14 protein-coding genes and 2 pseudogenes are annotated in these 15456 nt (G+C 72.4%); 7 read left to right on the forward strand and 9 right to left on the reverse strand.

The window, feature by feature from the left end; genetic code table 11:
* Positions 1-61 precede the first annotated feature (61 nt).
* From ACGFZF_RS10910 to ACGFZF_RS10920, 3 genes are all read right to left on the reverse strand, one after another.
* Positions 62-778 (reverse strand): NAD-dependent deacetylase, encoded by a 717-nt coding sequence (locus ACGFZF_RS10910; RefSeq protein ID WP_393553135.1) that lies wholly within the window; start codon positions 776-778, stop codon positions 62-64.
* Between the two features lie 88 nt (positions 779-866).
* Entirely contained in the window at positions 867-1358 is a 492-nt protein-coding gene (locus ACGFZF_RS10915) for an NUDIX domain-containing protein (protein WP_393553137.1), read from the reverse strand.
* Positions 1355-2422 carry an ADP-ribosylglycohydrolase family protein gene (locus tag ACGFZF_RS10920; protein WP_393553139.1) on the reverse strand — a complete coding sequence of 356 codons (1068 nt, stop codon included), beginning with the start codon at positions 2420-2422 and terminating at the stop codon, positions 1355-1357. Before ACGFZF_RS10920 ends, ACGFZF_RS10915 begins: the two co-directional genes overlap by 4 nt.
* Positions 2423-2643: 221 nt before the next feature.
* Here ACGFZF_RS10920 and ACGFZF_RS10925 point away from each other — a divergent pair.
* Positions 2644-3789, forward strand: a pseudogene (locus ACGFZF_RS10925) (glycerate kinase); the annotation flags it as partial.
* Here the strand turns inward: ACGFZF_RS10925 and ACGFZF_RS10930 are convergent.
* Positions 3723-4778: pseudogene (locus tag ACGFZF_RS10930) on the reverse strand (PucR family transcriptional regulator); the annotation flags it as partial. The pseudogenes ACGFZF_RS10925 and ACGFZF_RS10930 sit on opposite strands and share 67 nt — an antisense overlap.
* A gap of 245 nt (positions 4779-5023) precedes the next feature.
* Between ACGFZF_RS10930 and ACGFZF_RS10935 the strand changes: the two are divergent.
* The 5 genes from ACGFZF_RS10935 to ACGFZF_RS10955 are packed head-to-tail and all read left to right on the forward strand — an operon-like array spanning position 5024 to position 9908.
* The gene (locus ACGFZF_RS10935; protein ID WP_393553141.1) at positions 5024-5842 is read left to right on the forward strand and encodes an ABC transporter ATP-binding protein; all 819 of its coding nucleotides are present in this window, start codon (positions 5024-5026) and stop codon (positions 5840-5842) included.
* Positions 5839-6669, forward strand: a complete 831-nt coding sequence (locus ACGFZF_RS10940; RefSeq protein ID WP_393553144.1) for an ABC transporter ATP-binding protein — start codon at positions 5839-5841, stop codon at positions 6667-6669. The genes ACGFZF_RS10935 and ACGFZF_RS10940 overlap by 4 nt, the downstream gene beginning before the upstream one ends.
* Positions 6666-7556, forward strand: a complete 891-nt coding sequence (locus tag ACGFZF_RS10945) for a branched-chain amino acid ABC transporter permease (RefSeq protein WP_147981777.1) — start codon at positions 6666-6668, stop codon at positions 7554-7556. The genes ACGFZF_RS10940 and ACGFZF_RS10945 overlap by 4 nt, the downstream gene beginning before the upstream one ends.
* On the forward strand, positions 7549-8643 hold the full coding sequence (locus ACGFZF_RS10950) for a branched-chain amino acid ABC transporter permease (protein WP_356608797.1): 1095 nt from the start codon (positions 7549-7551) through the stop codon (positions 8641-8643). The genes ACGFZF_RS10945 and ACGFZF_RS10950 overlap by 8 nt, the downstream gene beginning before the upstream one ends.
* On the forward strand, positions 8640-9908 hold the full coding sequence (locus ACGFZF_RS10955) for an ABC transporter substrate-binding protein (protein ID WP_393553147.1): 1269 nt from the start codon (positions 8640-8642) through the stop codon (positions 9906-9908). The genes ACGFZF_RS10950 and ACGFZF_RS10955 overlap by 4 nt, the downstream gene beginning before the upstream one ends.
* Positions 9909-9972: 64 nt before the next feature.
* Here the strand turns inward: ACGFZF_RS10955 and ACGFZF_RS10960 are convergent, their stop codons facing one another.
* Positions 9973-10845 (reverse strand): NAD-dependent epimerase/dehydratase family protein, encoded by an 873-nt coding sequence (locus ACGFZF_RS10960; RefSeq protein WP_393553149.1) that lies wholly within the window; start codon positions 10843-10845, stop codon positions 9973-9975.
* Between the two features lie 64 nt (positions 10846-10909).
* On the opposite strand from ACGFZF_RS10960, the gene ACGFZF_RS10965 reads away from it, so the two are divergent.
* Positions 10910-11971, forward strand: a complete 1062-nt coding sequence (locus ACGFZF_RS10965; protein ID WP_393553151.1) for a GNAT family N-acetyltransferase — start codon at positions 10910-10912, stop codon at positions 11969-11971.
* A 72-nt stretch (positions 11972-12043) separates the two neighbouring features.
* Here ACGFZF_RS10965 and pssA read toward each other — a convergent pair whose 3' ends face one another.
* The 4 genes from pssA to ACGFZF_RS10985 all read right to left on the reverse strand — a co-directional run bounded on the left by pssA (position 12044) and on the right by ACGFZF_RS10985 (position 15452).
* Positions 12044-12901 (reverse strand): CDP-diacylglycerol--serine O-phosphatidyltransferase, encoded by an 858-nt coding sequence (gene pssA, locus ACGFZF_RS10970; protein ID WP_393553724.1) that lies wholly within the window; start codon positions 12899-12901, stop codon positions 12044-12046.
* Positions 12894-13550, reverse strand: coding sequence for a phosphatidylserine decarboxylase (locus tag ACGFZF_RS10975; protein ID WP_147981781.1), 657 nt, complete (start codon positions 13548-13550; stop codon positions 12894-12896). The genes pssA and ACGFZF_RS10975 overlap by 8 nt, the downstream gene beginning before the upstream one ends.
* Positions 13551-13719: 169 nt before the next feature.
* The gene (locus ACGFZF_RS10980; RefSeq protein WP_147981782.1) at positions 13720-14925 is read right to left on the reverse strand and encodes an acyl-CoA dehydrogenase family protein; all 1206 of its coding nucleotides are present in this window, start codon (positions 14923-14925) and stop codon (positions 13720-13722) included.
* Between the two features lie 2 nt (positions 14926-14927).
* On the reverse strand, positions 14928-15452 hold the full coding sequence (locus tag ACGFZF_RS10985; RefSeq protein WP_356608802.1) for a MaoC family dehydratase: 525 nt from the start codon (positions 15450-15452) through the stop codon (positions 14928-14930).
* Between the last annotated feature and the right edge of the window lie 4 nt (positions 15453-15456).

The raw sequence follows: 15456 nt of genomic DNA on the forward strand, positions 1-15456 counted from the left end.
GTGCGGGTGACGCGACGTCCTCGACCGGCCCGCGGCCCGGCGTGCCGTCGGGTCCCAGCCTTCAGGCGTACCGGCCGAGCACCTTCGGCAGCGCGGTCCCGATCGGCTCGCGGACGAGCTCGTCGGCGACCGCGTCGTACGGGGTCGGCTGGGCGTTGACGATGATCAGACGGGCCCCGTGCTCCGCGGCGATGCCCGCGAGCGAGGCCGCCGGCTGGACCTGGAGGCTGGTGCCGACGGCGATGAACACCTCGGTCGCCTTGGCGATCGACATCGCCTCGCCCAGCACCACCGGGTCGAGTCGCTGACCGAACATCACGGTGGCCGACTTGAGGACGGCCCCGCAGGAGAGACACCCCGGATCGTCCTCACCGGCGCGCACCCGGTCCAGCGCGTCGCTCATCGACGACCGGGCATGGCAGCCGGTGCACACCACCGAGCGGGCCGAACCGTGGAGTTCGAGCACCTTGCGCTCGGACAGCCCGGCGATCTGGTGCAGTCCGTCCACGTTCTGGGTGATCACCCGGACCGGGTTCCCTGTCTGTTCGAACGCGGCGATCGCCCGGTGTGCCGCGTTCGGCTCGGCGCGCAGCACGGGCCCCTCCAGCCGCACCCGCCACGCGCGCCGCCGGATCCCGGGATCCTTCATGTAGTGCTCGTAGGTGGCGAGCTTCTCCGCCTCCGGATCGCGCGTCCACACGCCGTCGGGTCCTCGGTAGTCCGGGATGCCGGAATCCGTGGAGATCCCGGCTCCGCTGAGTATCGCGACCATGGTCATGTCGCGAGCGTATGCGGGTCGGCGCCGCCGCCGCGAACGGTTTGATCGGCGCCGCGCATCGGCCCCGACCGAGGCGCCCGCCCCACGGTCAGCGTGGCGGAAGGCCGTTCTCCAGCTCCACCGGCCCCCCGCCGTGCGCCAGCACGTCCAGGGCGGCGAGGACCCGCAGGCCCAGGCTGCCCGGCAGGTGGGATGCCACCTCGTCGGGTGTGATCAGCTTCCAGGACAGCAGCTCGTCCTCCGGGAGCCGGATCGCGGCGAACTGCTCGTCGGAGAGCACCCCGCCGTCGTAGACGTACGCCACGATCGGCGGCCGCGCCGGCCCGAGCACCCAGTCGACCGCGAGGAGCGGCCCGAGCACGACGTCCAGGCCGATCTCCTCGGCCGTCTCGCGGCGCGCTCCCTGGCGGGGCGTCTCGTCCGTGTCGGACTCGATCGTGCCGCCGGGCAGGGCCCAGCCCTCGCGGTAGTCGGGCTCCACGACGAGGATTCGGCCCGCCGAGTCCCGGAAGAGCGCGCCGGCGCCGGCCAGGACCCGGGGCAGGCTCGCGATGTACGTGGCGTAGTCGGTCGTCGTCATGGCGTCAGCGTAGCCAGCCGCACGGTCCGCTCCGCCAACTCGCCGATCCGCGCGCCGTCGAACCCGAAGACCGCGCTCCGCACCCGGTCCGCCAGCGGCTCGACCCACTGCGGCGGGATCGCGGCGGCCCCGCACAGCACTCCGGCCACCGAGCCCGCCGTCGCCCCGTTGGAGTCGGTGTCCAGACCACCGCGCACCGTCAGCGCGATCGTGCGGGTGAAGTCGCCCTCGCCGTACAGCAGACCGGCCGTCAGGACCGCGGCGTTGGGCAGGACGTGGATCCAGCCCAGCCCCGCGGTCCGCGCGGCCAGTTCGGCGAGGGTGTCGGACCACGGCGTCCCCGACTCGTACAGCGCGATCGTCCGCCGCACCGCGCGGGCGAGGCGGCTGCTCGCGGGGATCCGTTCGAGCGCGGTCTCCAGCGCGGTCCGCGCGTCCGGCGCCACGAAGGCGGCCGCGATCAGGGCGGCGGCCCACATCGCCCCGTACACGCCGTTGCCCGTGTGCGACAGGACCGCGTCGCGCCGGGCGAGGGACGCGGCCCGGCGCGGGTCGCCGGGCGAGGTCCAGCCGTACACGTCGGCCCGGATCAGGGCGCCGATCCACTCCTGGTACGGATTGTCGTAGGTGGCGGTGAGCGGGGGCCCGAGGCCGTTGGCGAGGTTGCGGTACGCGACGCGCTCCGCCGTGAACGTCTGGAGGTAGGGCAGGCGCAGCAGCCACAGCTCGCCGACCTGCTCGGTGGTGAACGAGAAGCCCCGGGTCTCCAGGAGATGCAGGCCGAGGATCGCGTAGTCCACGTCGTCGTCCCGGCAGCTTCCGTGGATCCGGCCGCGCACGCACTGCGGCCACTCGGGCCGCAGCTCGAAGCCGGCGGCGTCCGGCGGCGGCGGAGGCAGGTAGTCGGTGAGCGGAAGGGCGTCCGTCAGCCGGAGATAGGCGTCGATGTGTCCGGGAGTCCAGTGGTCGCCCTGCTCGACGGGCTTGCCGAGCATGTTCCCGGCGATCCGGCCCGTCCAGCCGCCGAGGACCCGGTCCGCGAGTTCGCCGTGCGTGAGCCCCATACCTCCGGTGTACCGAAGCGGCGGTCCCGGCGCGCGCCGAGCGGCCGCCCGGCGCCGCCCGACCGGACCCGGCCGCGCCGATGATGTTTGATCGATCGGTTCGGCGCTCGTGCGCCCACTATGGTCCGGAATATCGCCCTATCAGGGGGTGGCATGCCGTCTTCCGGTCCGGATAGGGTCGGCCCTGGCGCGACTGCCTGTTCGAAAGCAAGGGATGCAAGGTGACGGACGGAGCAGTAACTGAGGTCGCACGCGTGCTCGTCGCGGCCGACAAGTTCAAGGGCTCGCTCACGGCCGTACAGGTCGCGGAGCGGGTCACAGCAGGGCTGCGACGGGTCGTCCCGGAGCTCGACGTGGAGACACTGCCCGTCGCGGACGGCGGCGACGGTACGGTCGCGGCCGCGGTCGCGGCCGGGTTCGAGCGCCGTGAGGTGACGGTGACCGGCCCTCTCGGCGAGCCGGTCACGGCGGCGTACGCGCTGCGCGGCACCACCGCGGTCGTCGAGATGGCGGAGGCGTCCGGCCTCCAGCTCCTCCCGCGCGACGTCTTCGCACCGCTGACGGCGACGACGTACGGTTCCGGCGAGCTGCTGCGGGCGGCCCTGGACGCCGGCGCGACCCGGATCGTCTTCGGTGTCGGCGGCAGCGCGACGACCGACGGCGGCGCCGGCATGCTGGCGGCGCTCGGTGCGGAGCTCCTCGACGCCGACGGCGCGCCCGTCGGCCCGGGCGGCGGCGGGCTGCGCGACCTCGCCACGGCGGACCTCTCCGGCATCGACCCCCGGTTCGCCTCGGTCGACCTGGTCCTGGCCAGCGACGTGGACAACCCGCTGACCGGACCGAAGGGCGCGCCGGCCGTCTACGGCCCGCAGAAGGGAGCGTCCCCCGAGGACGTCGAGACCCTCGACGCGGCGCTCTCGCACTTCGTCACGGTCCTGGAGCGGTCCATCGGCGCCAAGGCCGCCGACTGCGCGGCCGCCCCGGGCGCGGGCGGCGCCGGCGGCATCGGCTACGGCGCGCTCGTCGGCCTGGACGCGAGCTTCCGCCCGGGCATCGAGCTGATGCTCGACGTGCTGGGCTTCGCCCCCGCGCTGGCGAAGGCCACGCTGGTCATCACCGGCGAGGGCTCCCTCGACGCGCAGACCCTGCACGGCAAGGCGCCCGCCGGCGTCGCCGCGGCGGCCCGCGCGGCGGACAAGGAGGTCGTCGCGGTCTGCGGCCGCCTCGCCCTGGCCCCGGAGAGCCTGGGGGCGGCCGGTATCCGCCGCGCCTACCCCCTCACGGACCTGGAGCCGGACACCGCCGCCCGGCCCGCCGAACCCTCGCAGTCGAGCCAGACGTCGAGTGTCTCCAGCAGGATCGCCCGGTCCGCCGGGTCCAGCTCCAGGAGGGCGCCGAGGACGTCCGCGACGAGCAGACCCGCGAGCTCCGGCTGGCCGACCACCAGCGCACCCGCCATCCGGCGGTCCAGCCGGACGACCTGCCGGGACTCCGGCGGGCAGGTGCGCAGGGCCAGTTCGGCCAGCCGGCGCCCGCGGCCCAGCTCCGAGAGACCGGTGACCACCGGGCTGATCCCGCCCGGCCCCGGACAGCGCCCCTCCAGCAGCTCCGCCAGCGCGTCCAGCCCCGTGCCCTCCGCCAGCGACACCACGCCGATCTCGCAGTCCGCCCGCATCCGCCACAGGAACCGCACCCCCGCACCCTGCACCCGGCGGTGGAACGGCTCGGACGCCTCCCGCCGGTCGTGCCGCAGCACCACCACCGCGTAACGTCCGTGCTCCGGCAGATCCAGGCCCGCCGCCGCCCGCGACACGACCTCCGGCGAGCGCTGCCCCTGGAGCAGCGCGTCGAGCAGCGCCTGGAGCTGCTCGTCCGTACGGCGCTGGAGCTCCAGCTCCGTCGCCCGGTACGCCTCCGACGCCGTGTCCGCCTGGGCGTCCACCGCCGACCACACGATCGTCGCCGACTGCATCAGCGTCGCCAGCTGCGCCGCGTCCGCCGCCGCCGTCTCGATCAGCGCGTCCCACACCAGGTGCCCGGCATGGCGGTAGGCGTGCACCACCAGCTCCAGCGGCATGCCCTGTTCCGCACGCCGCCGCCCCATCTCCTCCGCGTGCACCAGGTCGCGGCGAGGCGAGTCACGGGGCGCCGAGATCATCTCGATGCCGACCCGCATCGCCGCGTGGGCCTCCTGCCAGTGCTGGTCGTACGGCACGATCCGGCCATAGGCGGGCTCGTACTCGTACAGCTCCCGAAGGTGCTCGTCCACCAGCTCGGGCAGGCGCTCCAGCAGTGCCGTGCACGCCCGTGCCAGAAGCTTCCAGTCGTCGCCGGTCCGTGGTCTGCGCCGTCCCATGCTCCGGAGGATGCCACCCCCCTGCCCTCCGCCGCAGGCCCCTGACACGCAGTGTTGTGCGCGTGCACAACCCGCCGCCGCGCCCGCTGGGCACCGGCAGCGATTCCGCCGCCGGACGTGGACCTGCGGCCTGCACGGTGCTGGGGTGAGCGCCATTGAACAGGCCACGGAATCCGAAGCGGACCCCCGGGCATGCCCGGAGACCCGGCATGTCCGAGGGCCGATCGGGCCACGGAAGGGGAGCCATGGGAGGTACCGCACTCGCACTCGAGGTGGCGGACCTGTCGGCGGGGTACGGACCGGTCCGGGCACTGCGCCGGGTGACGCTCGACGTACCGGAGGGCAGCGTCGTCACCGTCCTCGGCGGCAACGGCGCCGGCAAGTCCACACTGCTGCGGGCGATCTCGCGCACACTGTCGTTCCACGGCGGGTCCGTCACGGCCGGCACCGTGACCTTCGGCGACCGGCCGCTCGGCGGTCTCGCCCCGGACCGGGTGGTCGCCGCCGGCGTCTCCCAGGTCCCGGAGGGGCGCCAGGTATTCGCCCGGATGACGGTCGAGGACAACCTGCGCGCCGGGATGCTCGGAGCACGCGGCGACCGCGCAGGGCGGGCCTCCGCCCTGCGGTGGGTCCACGAGCTCTTCCCGGTCCTCGCCGACCGGGCGCAGCAGAAGGCCGGGCTCCTCTCCGGCGGCGAGCAGCAGATGCTCGCGGTCGGCCGCGCCCTGATGGCCTCGCCGAAGCTGCTCCTGCTTGACGAGCCCTCGCTCGGCCTCGCGCCGCTGATGGCCGCCCGGATCGCCGACACCATCCGCGAGATCAACGCCCAGGGCACCGCCGTGCTCCTCGTCGAACAGAACGCGGCACTCGCCCTCAGGCTCGCCTCCCGGGCGTACGTCCTGGAGGTCGGCGAGGTCACCCTGTCCGGACCGGCCGAGGAGCTCGCGGCCTCCGACGAGGTGCGCCGCCGCTATCTGGGCGTGGTCGACGAGGACGCCGCCGCCGACGCGGCGGGCGCCGCGACGGCGCACCCCGTGCTCTCCCGCTGGGAGGAGGCCCGATGACACCGCACACCGTCCCGCCCTCCGGCACGGCCACGGCGTCCGCGCCCGCCGAGCCGGTACCCGCCCTGCACGTCGAGAACCTGACCGTCCGCTTCGCCGGACTCACCGCGCTCGACGCCGTCGGCTTCACCGTCCGGCCCGGCACGGTCCACGCCGTCATCGGACCCAACGGCGCGGGCAAGTCCACCTGCTTCAACGTCCTGTCCGGGGTCTACAAGGCCACCTCCGGATCCGTCCGCTTCGGCACGCACGAACTCACCGCGCTGCCCCCGCACAAGATCGCCGACCTCGGGGTCGCCCGCATCTTCCAGAACCTCGCCCTGCCGCCGCGCGCCACCGTCGAGGACAGCCTGATGCTCGGCCGGCACCGGCTCACCCGGACCGGCTTCGTCGCCGCCGGGCTCCGGTTGCCCGCGGCGGCCCGCGAGGAGGCGCGGCACCGGGCCAGGGTCCGGGAGATCGCCGCCTTCGTCGGCCTGGAGAAGCAACTCGGGCAGCCCGCCGGCTCGCTCCCGTACGGCCAGCAGAAGCTCGCCGAACTGGCCCGCGCGCTGTGCATGGAGCCCCGGCTGCTGCTCCTGGACGAGCCCGTCGCCGGCATGACCGCCGACGAGCGGCGCCGTACCGCCGCGGTCATCGCGGGCGTCCGCGACAGCCTCGGCATCTCCATCGTCCTCGTCGAACACGACATGGGCGTGGTGATGCGGCTCGCCGACGCCGTCACCGTCCTCGACTTCGGCCGTCGCATCGCCGACGGCACCCCCGCCGACGTACAGAACGACCCGGCGGTCGTCCGCGCCTATCTCGGAGAGGAGAACGCCGAGTGACCACCTTTGCCGAACTCCTCCTGGGCGGCGTCTCGCTGGGCTCCATCTACGCCCTCATCGCCCTCGGCTTCGTGGTGATCTTCCGCGCCACCGAGGTCGTCAACTTCGCGCACGCCTCACTCCTGCTCGCCGGCGGCTACATCACCGCCGTGCTCCACGACGACATCGGGTTCTGGCCCGCACTGCTGGTCGGCATCGCCGGCGCGGCCCTGGTCGGCGCGGCCGTCGAGTTCCTCGTCATGCGGCGCTACCGCGGCTCGGACCACAGCGTGCTCGCCATCGTCACGATCGGCGTCGACATCCTCCTCGCCACCGAACTGACCCGCCGCATCGGCACCGACATCCTGGCGCTCGGCGACCCCTGGGGCGACTCCGTCGTCGCGCTCGGACCCGTCACCATCGCGCAGACCCGGATCGCCGCGTTCCTCGCCGCCGGCCTCCTCATCACCGCCTTCCTGCTGGCCTTCCGCCACACCTCCTGGGGAGTCGCCATGAGGGCCGCCGCCGAGAACCAGGAGACCGCGGCCCTCATGGGCATCCGCCTCGGCCGCGTCTCGCTCGGCGCCTGGGCGGTGGCCGGCGGGCTCGCCGCCGTCGCCGCCCTCTTCCTCACCGTCTTCCCGACCCCCGGCCTGGAGCGCACCACCTCGCTCGCCGCGCTGAAGGCCTTCCCGGCCGCGATCCTCGGCGGCCTGGACTCCACCACCGGCGCCCTCGTCGGCGGACTCCTCGTCGGCATCACCGAATCCCTCGCCACCGGCTACCAGGGCGACCTGACCTTCCTCGGCCGCGGCATCGGCGACCTCGCGCCCTACCTCGTGATGGTCGCGGTGCTGCTGATCCGCCCGGCCGGACTCTTCGGCACGAAGGAGCCGGCCCGTGTCTGACGCACTGCCCCGCCGCGGACTCGCCGCCGTCACCCGCCCCCGGGTGTACGGCTGGGCCGCCGCCGGCCTCGTCCTCGCCGCCTTCCCCTTCTATCTGGACCGCTTCTGGCTCCAGGCGGGACTCTTCGCCATGGCCGCCGCCATCGGCGCCCTCGGCATCAACCTGCTGACCGGCGCCACCGGACAGCTCTCCATGGGCCACGCCTTCTTCCTCGCCGTCGGCGCGTACGGATACTGCGCCTTCGCCGGCGACGGCGCCGACGGACTGGCCGGACTCGGGCTGCCCGGCTGGCTCGCCGCCGTCCTGGCCGTCGCCCTGGCGGGCCTGGCGGGCGGGGTCTTCAGCCCCATCGCGGGCCGGCTGCGCGGCGCCTACCTCGGCATCGCCACCCTCGCGCTGATCTTCATCGGCCAGCACGTGCTGTTCAACGCGCACGACCTCACCGGCGGCTACAACGGCCGGGCGGTGCCCCCGCTGTCCCTGTTCGGGATCACCTTCGACGACAGCGAACTCCTCGTCGCCCAGGTGCCCTTCGGCTCCGCCGAGAAGCTCTGGTACCTGGGGCTGGTCCTGCTCCTCGCCGGCGCGCTCTTCGCCCGCGGAGTCCTGCGCGGCCGTCCGGGCCGTGCCATGAACGCCATCCGCGACCACCGGATCGCGGCCGGCGTCATGGGGATCCCCGTGGCCCGCTACCGGGCCGCCGTCTTCGTCCTGTCGTCCATGTACGCGGGACTCGCCGGCGTCCTCCTCGCGCTGGTCTTCCAGCGGACCGTGCCGGAGTACTTCGGCATGATGCTCTCCCTCGAATACCTGGCCATGATCGTCATCGGCGGTCTCGGCTCGGTCGCCGGAGCGGTGGTCGGAGGCGTCTTCGTCTCCCTGCTGCCGCAGCTCCTCAACCGGTACAGCGACGCCCTGCCCCTGGTCTCCGCCCCCGGGACGGGCGGGATCGCACCGGGGGAGGCCGCGCGCTACCTGTACGGCGCCGCCGTGGTCGCGGTGGTGCTGTTCCTGCCAGGAGGCCTGGTCCGGCTTGCCTCCCGGCGATCCACGCACCCCATCCAACCCTCAGTGGAGGAAAGATGAACCACCGACGACGGGCCGTGCGGGGCCTGGCCGCCGCAGTCGCCGCCCTGGTCGCGCTGACTGCCGCGGGCTGCAGCAGCAAGGCCAAGAGCAGCGACGACTCGGGCACCGGAGCGGGCGGGGTGAAGGCCGGCGAGGGCGTCACCGACAAGACCATCACGCTCGGCGCGCTCACCGACATGACGGGGGTGTACGCCACCCTCGGCAAGAGCGTCACGCAGGCGCAGCAGCTCTACGTGAAGCAGGTCAACGCGTCCGGCGGCATCTGCGGACGGCAGCTGGAGCTGACCGTCCGCGACCACGGCTACGACCCGCAGAAGGCGCTGTCCGCCTACACCGAGCTGGAGCCGAAGGTCGTCGGCTTCCCGCAGTTCATCGGCTCCCCGTTCGTCGCCGCGGTCAAGCCCCGCGTCGACGGCCAGGACAAGGGCCTCGTGCTGCCGCAGGCATGGTCGGCCTCGCTGCTCGGTTCCCCCTACATCCGCGTCCTCGGCTCCACCTACGACGTCGAGACGATCAACGCCGTCGACTTCCTGGTCACCGAGAAGGGCCTGAAGGCGGGGGACAAGCTCGGCCACGTCTACTTCGAGGGCGACTACGGCGAGAACGCGCTCAAGGGCTCCCGCTACGCCGCCGAGAAGGCCGGTCTCACGGTGGTCGAGCAGAAGATCAAGCCGACGGACAACGACATGTCGGCTCAGGTCGCGGCGCTCAAGCAGGCGGGCGTCAAGGGCATCGTCCTGAGCGCGGGCCCGCGCCAGGCCGCCTCGCTCGTCGGCGTCGCCGCCGCGACCGGCCTGAAGGTGCCGGTCATCGGGAACAACTCGGCCTTCGCCCCGCAGCTGCTGGGCACCCAGGCCGGGCCGGCCCTGGAGAAGATGTACTGGTTCGCCTCCCCGAGCCTTCCGATCGGCGCCGACACCCCCGCCGCGAAGAAGCTCGTCGCCGACTACAAGGCCGCCTACCCGAGCGACGGCCTCGACAACGGCATCGTCGCCGGCTGGACCGCGGCGACCGTCTTCGGCGAGGCGCTGAAGAAGGCGTGCGAGTCGAAGGACCTCACCCGCGAGGGCGTCGACAAGGCGCTCCTCACCCTGAACGGCTACGACGCCGGCTTCGGCATGAAGCACGACTTCGGCGACCCGAAGGCCCCGTCGTCCCGCGAGTCCGTGATCATCCAGCCCGACAAGTCCGTCGCCGGGGGCATGCGGACCGTCCGTACGCCCTTCGTCTCGGAGGCGGCGCGGAGCTACGCGGTGAAGTGACCGGCTGACCGTCCGGCCCCCGCCCGTCCGACGACCCGGTCGTCCGTGCGCGGCGGGGAGCCCGCTACCCGTCCTGGCGCGCGAAGCCCGTGCGCCAGGACGGGTACGCGGGTGTCCAGCCGTTCGCCCGCGCCCCGGCGTTCGCGGCGCCGCGGGCCCAGGGTGCCGCACCCGCCGTCCGCGGCGGCGGCGGAGCGCTCAGGGCGGCGGCCAGGACCGGCACCCAGGCGCTGCCGGGTGCCGGCTCGTCGTCGGTCACGTTGTACGCGCCCGGCGGCCAGGTCAGGGCCAGGAGCGCCGCCCGGGCAGCGTCCCGGACGTGGACGAAGGACGCCACCGAGTCGTCCGCCACGACACGGCCCAGGAACCGCGCCCGAGCGTCACCGCGCAGGGCGTCGGCCACCGGACCGTCCGGGGCATACCAGGTCCCGGGGCCGTAGAGGATCCCGTACCGCAGCAGCACCGCCTCGGGCAGTTCGGCGGCCTGGGACTCCAGGGCCCGGACGCCGGCCACGATCCGCGCCCGGGGCTGCTCATCGGTGGGGTCGAGCGGCACGGACTCGTCGGCGGGTCCGTCCCCGGGGGCGTACGCCCAGGCGATCGACTGCGCCACGATCCGTCCGACCCCCGCCGCGCGCGCCGCGTCCACCAGGTGGCGGGTGCCCTGGTGCCGCAGCCGGTCGTTCGCCGCTCCGTCGGCGCCGGAGAGATCGGTGAGCTGGTGGACCACGACGTCCGGGACGGCTTCGGCGACCGCGCGGCGCAGGCCCTCGGCGTCCAGGGCGTCGGCCCGGACGGCCCGCGCGCCGCTCCGGCGGATCCGTGACACCCCTTCCTCCGAGCGGGACGTGCCGGTCACCTCGTGACCCGCGTCGAGGAGCAGGGGGAGCAGCTGCCGGCCGATCGCGCCCGTGGCGCCCGCGAGGAACACACGCATGAGGTGATCGTAGCCACGGGCATGTCGTCATCTCGTCGCAACAACCCGATGTGAAGCTCAGGCCATGAACGTGTACTGCACCGTCCGGCCCGTCACCCCGGACGACCCCCGGGTCCCCGTCCTCCTCGCCGCCTACCACCTGCGCACGGAGGCGGAGAAGGGCGTTCCCGTCGCCTCGGCCGCCGAGCTGCCCCCCGCCTACCGCGCGGAGGCGCTCGACCCGGCGACCGCCTTCGCCGCCGACACCGTCCTGCTGGCCGTGGACGCGGCGGACACCGCCGTCGGGCTCGTGGTGCTGACCGCGCCGCACCAGGACGGCGTCCCCGAGATCAAACGGCTCTGGGTCGCCCCGGAGGCCCGGGGCAGAGGCGTCGCCGCGGCCCTGATGGACGGCGCGGTGGACCACGCGACGCGGGCGGGGGCGCCCGCGGTGCGGCTCTCGGTCTGGCTGTGGCGGGGGCGGGCCATCGCCCTCTACCGCAGGCTCGGCTTCGAGACGGCCCGGCCCTGGGACGACCGGCCGGGTCTGCTCTGCCTGGCGAAGCGGCTGCGGACCCCGGCGGGGCCGGACGCGCCGGCGCGCATCGAGCGGCTCCCGGCGGCCCGGATCCGCGACCACGCCGCGGACGGTCTCGCCGCCCTGCTCGTCGACGCCGTCGACGGCGGTGCCTCCCTCGGCTTTCTCGCCCCCCTGGACCCGGCCGAGGCGGCCGGCTGGTGGCTCGCGGCGGCCGAGGAGGCGGAGCGGGGCGCGCGCACGGTCTGGACGGCGCACGGGCCCGGCGACGTGGTCCTCGGAGCCGTCACGCTGGTCCGCGGCGACAAGGCGAACGGGCGGCACCGCGGCGAGATCGCCCGGCTGGTCGTGCACCGCGCGGCGCGCGGACAGGGGCTCGGCGGCCGGCTGCTCGCCGCCGCGGAGGAACACGCGGCGGGGGAGGGCCTGACCCTGCTGGTCCTCGACACCCAGACCGACAGCCCGGCCGAGCACCTGTACCGCAGGGCGGGCTGGACGGCGGCCGGGACCATCCCCGACTTCGCGGCCGACCCCGCCGGCACTCTGCGCCCCACCACGCTCTACTACAAGCGGCTCGGGACGCTCCCGCAGCACGCGCGGAGCATCTGAGGGCTGTCCGGGCATGCGAGAAGGGCCCGGGTGCGTCGTCCGCACCCGGGCCCTTCTCGCTCGCATCCACCGCTACGGCAGCTGTGCCGCCCGCGCCTCGCGGTTCTCGCGGCGGTTGCCGCGGAAGGTGTTCACCCGGCGGGCCGTCGCGAAGAGGGGGATCACGGCGCCCATCACGACCTGCAGCGCGCAGCCGGCCTGGAGCAGGAACGCGCCTCCCGGCGCGTCGAACGCCCACGCCGCCAGCATGCCCATGGCACCGACGATCCAGCTGAGCATCGCCACCGCGAGGACACCCCGCGGCTTGGGGTACTCGACCCGGCTCACCATCAGCCAGGCCACCCCGATGATCGCGAGCAGCGTCGGGATGAACGGCAGCTCCAGCAGCACGATCGAGACGACCGTGAGCGCGCCGAACGGGCTCGGCATGCCCTGGAACATGCCGTCCTTCATCGTCACGCAGGAGAATCTGGCGAGCCGCAGCACCACGGCCAGCAGCACGACGATCGCGGCCACCGCCGAGACCTTCTGCTGCGCGTCGTCCGCGACCATGCCGTACACCAGCACGAAGTAGGCCGGGGCCAGACCGAAGCTGATCAGGTCCGAGAGGTTGTCCAGCTCGGCGCCCATCGGCGACGAGCGCAGCTTGCGGGCCACGATCCCGTCGAAGAGGTCGAAGATCGCCGCGCACAGCATCAGGATCACGGCGGTGGCGGCGCTGTTGCGCGCCATGCCGGTCTCGGTGCTGCCGGTGAGGTGCGGGATGAGGATGCCGGTGGTGGTGAAGTACACCGCCATGAACCCGCACGTGGCGTTACCGAGCGTGAGGGCGTCCGCTATGGACAGCCTCAGCGACAGCGGCATCTCCTCGGCCTCGTCCGCCTCAGCCTCGGCGACCCAGTCGCCGGCCCGCGTGTCGGGATCAATCACGGTCAATTCGAGTCACCCCCGCGGTCGTGGTCTGACCGACCTCGACAGCGACGTCGACACCTTCCGGAAGGTAGATGTCAACGCGCGACCCGAAGCGGATCAGACCGATGCGCTCGCCCTGCTCGACCTTCGTCCCCTGGGGGATGTACGGCACGATGCGGCGCGCGACGGCACCCGCGATCTGCACCATCTCGATGTCGCCGAGCTCGGTGTCGAAGTGCCAGACAACGCGCTCGTTGTTCTCGCTCTCCTTGTTGAACGCCGGTACGAAACCGCCGGGGATGTGTTCCACGGACGTCACCGTGCCGGCCAGCGGCGCGCGGTTGACGTGGACGTTCAGCGGGCTCATGAAGATGGCGACGCGGGTGCGTCCGTCCTTCCACGGCATGATGCTCTGCACCACACCGTCGGCGGGCGAGATGACCCGGCCCTGCGCGATCTCGCGCTCGGGGTCGCGGAAGAACCACAGCATGCCCGCCGCGAGAGCGGTGGTGGGCACGGCGACGGCGGCCCAGCGTCCGGACTTGCGGGCCCGGGCGAGGCTGAGCGCTGCGGTGGCGACGGTCGGCAGAAGCCACGGCGATGCTCCGCGCGCGAGGCGAACGCCGGTGAGGCTGTCGCGAGGTGCAGAGGTTTGGCTGTGGGGCATGGATGACCTTCGTAGCGGATGATGCCGCACTGGCAACGGGGGACGGCGGCTTTCGGGCGATGCTATCGGTTGCGGGCCGCAACTGGGCAAGCCAGAAGCCGAGTCGGCGGCCGGAAGACGATGACAGGGTGTGATCTTCTTCGCGGCCAAACCGACCCGAATACGACAATCACCCCTGGAATCGGTACTCCTCGAGCAGCCGGCGCCCAATGATCATTTTCTGGATCTCGGCGGTACCTTCGCCGATCAGCAGCATCGGCGCCTCACGGTAGAGACGCTCGATCTCGTACTCCTTCGAGAACCCGTATCCCCCGTGGATACGGAAGGCGTCCTCGACGACCTCCTTGCAGTATTCGGAGGCGAGGTACTTCGCCATCCCTGCTTCGAGGTCGTTTCGTTCTCCGGAGTCCTTTTTGCGTGCTGCGTTCACCATCATCGCATGAGCGGCCTCGACCTTGGTAGCCATCTCGGCAAGCTTGAACTGAATCGCCTGGTGCTGAGCGATCGGCTTGCCGAAAGTGTGACGTTGCTGGGCATACGAGACACCCAGTTCGAAAGCACGCTGTGCGACGCCGCAGCCACGTGCCGCCACATTGACGCGGCCGACCTCCACGCCGTCCATCATTTGGTAAAACCCTCGGCCGGTGGTGCCGCCGAGGACCCGATTGGCCGGAATGCGCAGTCCGTCCATGATGAGCTCGGTGGTGTCGACACCCTTGTAGCCCATCTTGTCGATCTTCCCGGGGATGGTGAGACCCGGACGGACCTCTCCGAAGCCGGGCTCCTTCTCGACGAGGAAGGTCGTCATCGACTTGTGGGGGGCGGTGCCCTCCGGGTGTCCTTCGTCACTTCGGACGAGGACGGCCACCAGCGTTGACGTTCCGCCGTTCGTCAGCCACATCTTCTGGCCGTTGAGGACGTACTCGTCGCCGTCCTTGACCGCCTTGGACGTGATCGCGGACACGTCCGAGCCCAGGGCCGGCTCCGACATCGAGAACGCGCCGCGCGTCTCGCCGGCCGCCATGCGGGGCAGGAAGTACTCCTTCTGCTCCTGGGTGCCGTGCTGCTTGAGCATGTACGCCACGATGAAGTGGGTGTTGATGATGCCGGAGACCGACATCCAGCCGCGGGCGATCTCCTCCACGCACAGCGCGTAGGTGAGCAGCGACTCACCCAGGCCCCCGTACTCCTCGGGGATCATCAGACCGAAGACGCCGAGCTCCTTGAGCCCGTCGACGATCTCCTGGGGGTACTCGTCGCGGTGCTCCAGCTCCGTCGCGACCGGGATGATCTCCTTGTCGACGAAGTCCCGGACGGTGGAGAGGATCTCCTGCTGCACATCGGTCAGACCGTGGGTCTGGGCGAGTCGCGCCATGACTACTTCTCCGACTTCTTGGAGGGCTCGATCAGCTCGGGGCGGCCGGGCTGCTCGCCGCCGCGCTCCTTGATGTACGTCTCGGTGGGGACCATCACCTTGCGGCGGAAGATGCAGACGAGCGTGCCGTCCTGCTTGTAGCCCTTGGTCTCGACGTAGACGATGCCGCGGTCGTTCTTCGACTTCGAGGGAGTCTTGTCGAGGACCGTGGTCTCGCCGTAGATGGTGTCGCCGTGGAAGGTCGGCGCCACGTGGCGCAGCGACTCGATCTCCAGGTTGGCGATCGCCTTGCCCGAGACGTCCGGGACGGACATGCCGAGCAGCAGCGAGTAGATGTAGTTGCCGACGACGACGTTCTTGCCGAAGTCCGTCGTGTTCTCCGCGTAGTTCACGTCCATGTGAAGCGGGTGGTGGTTCATCGTCAGCAGACAGAAGAGGTGGTCGTCGTACTCGGTGACCGTCTTTCCGGGCCAGTGCTTGTAGACGGCGCCGATCTCGAACTCTTCGTAGGTGCGACCGAACTGCATCGGA

It is taken from the genome of Streptomyces sp. NPDC048338, assembly GCF_043201055.1.
Taxonomy (GTDB): domain Bacteria; phylum Actinomycetota; class Actinomycetes; order Streptomycetales; family Streptomycetaceae; genus Streptomyces.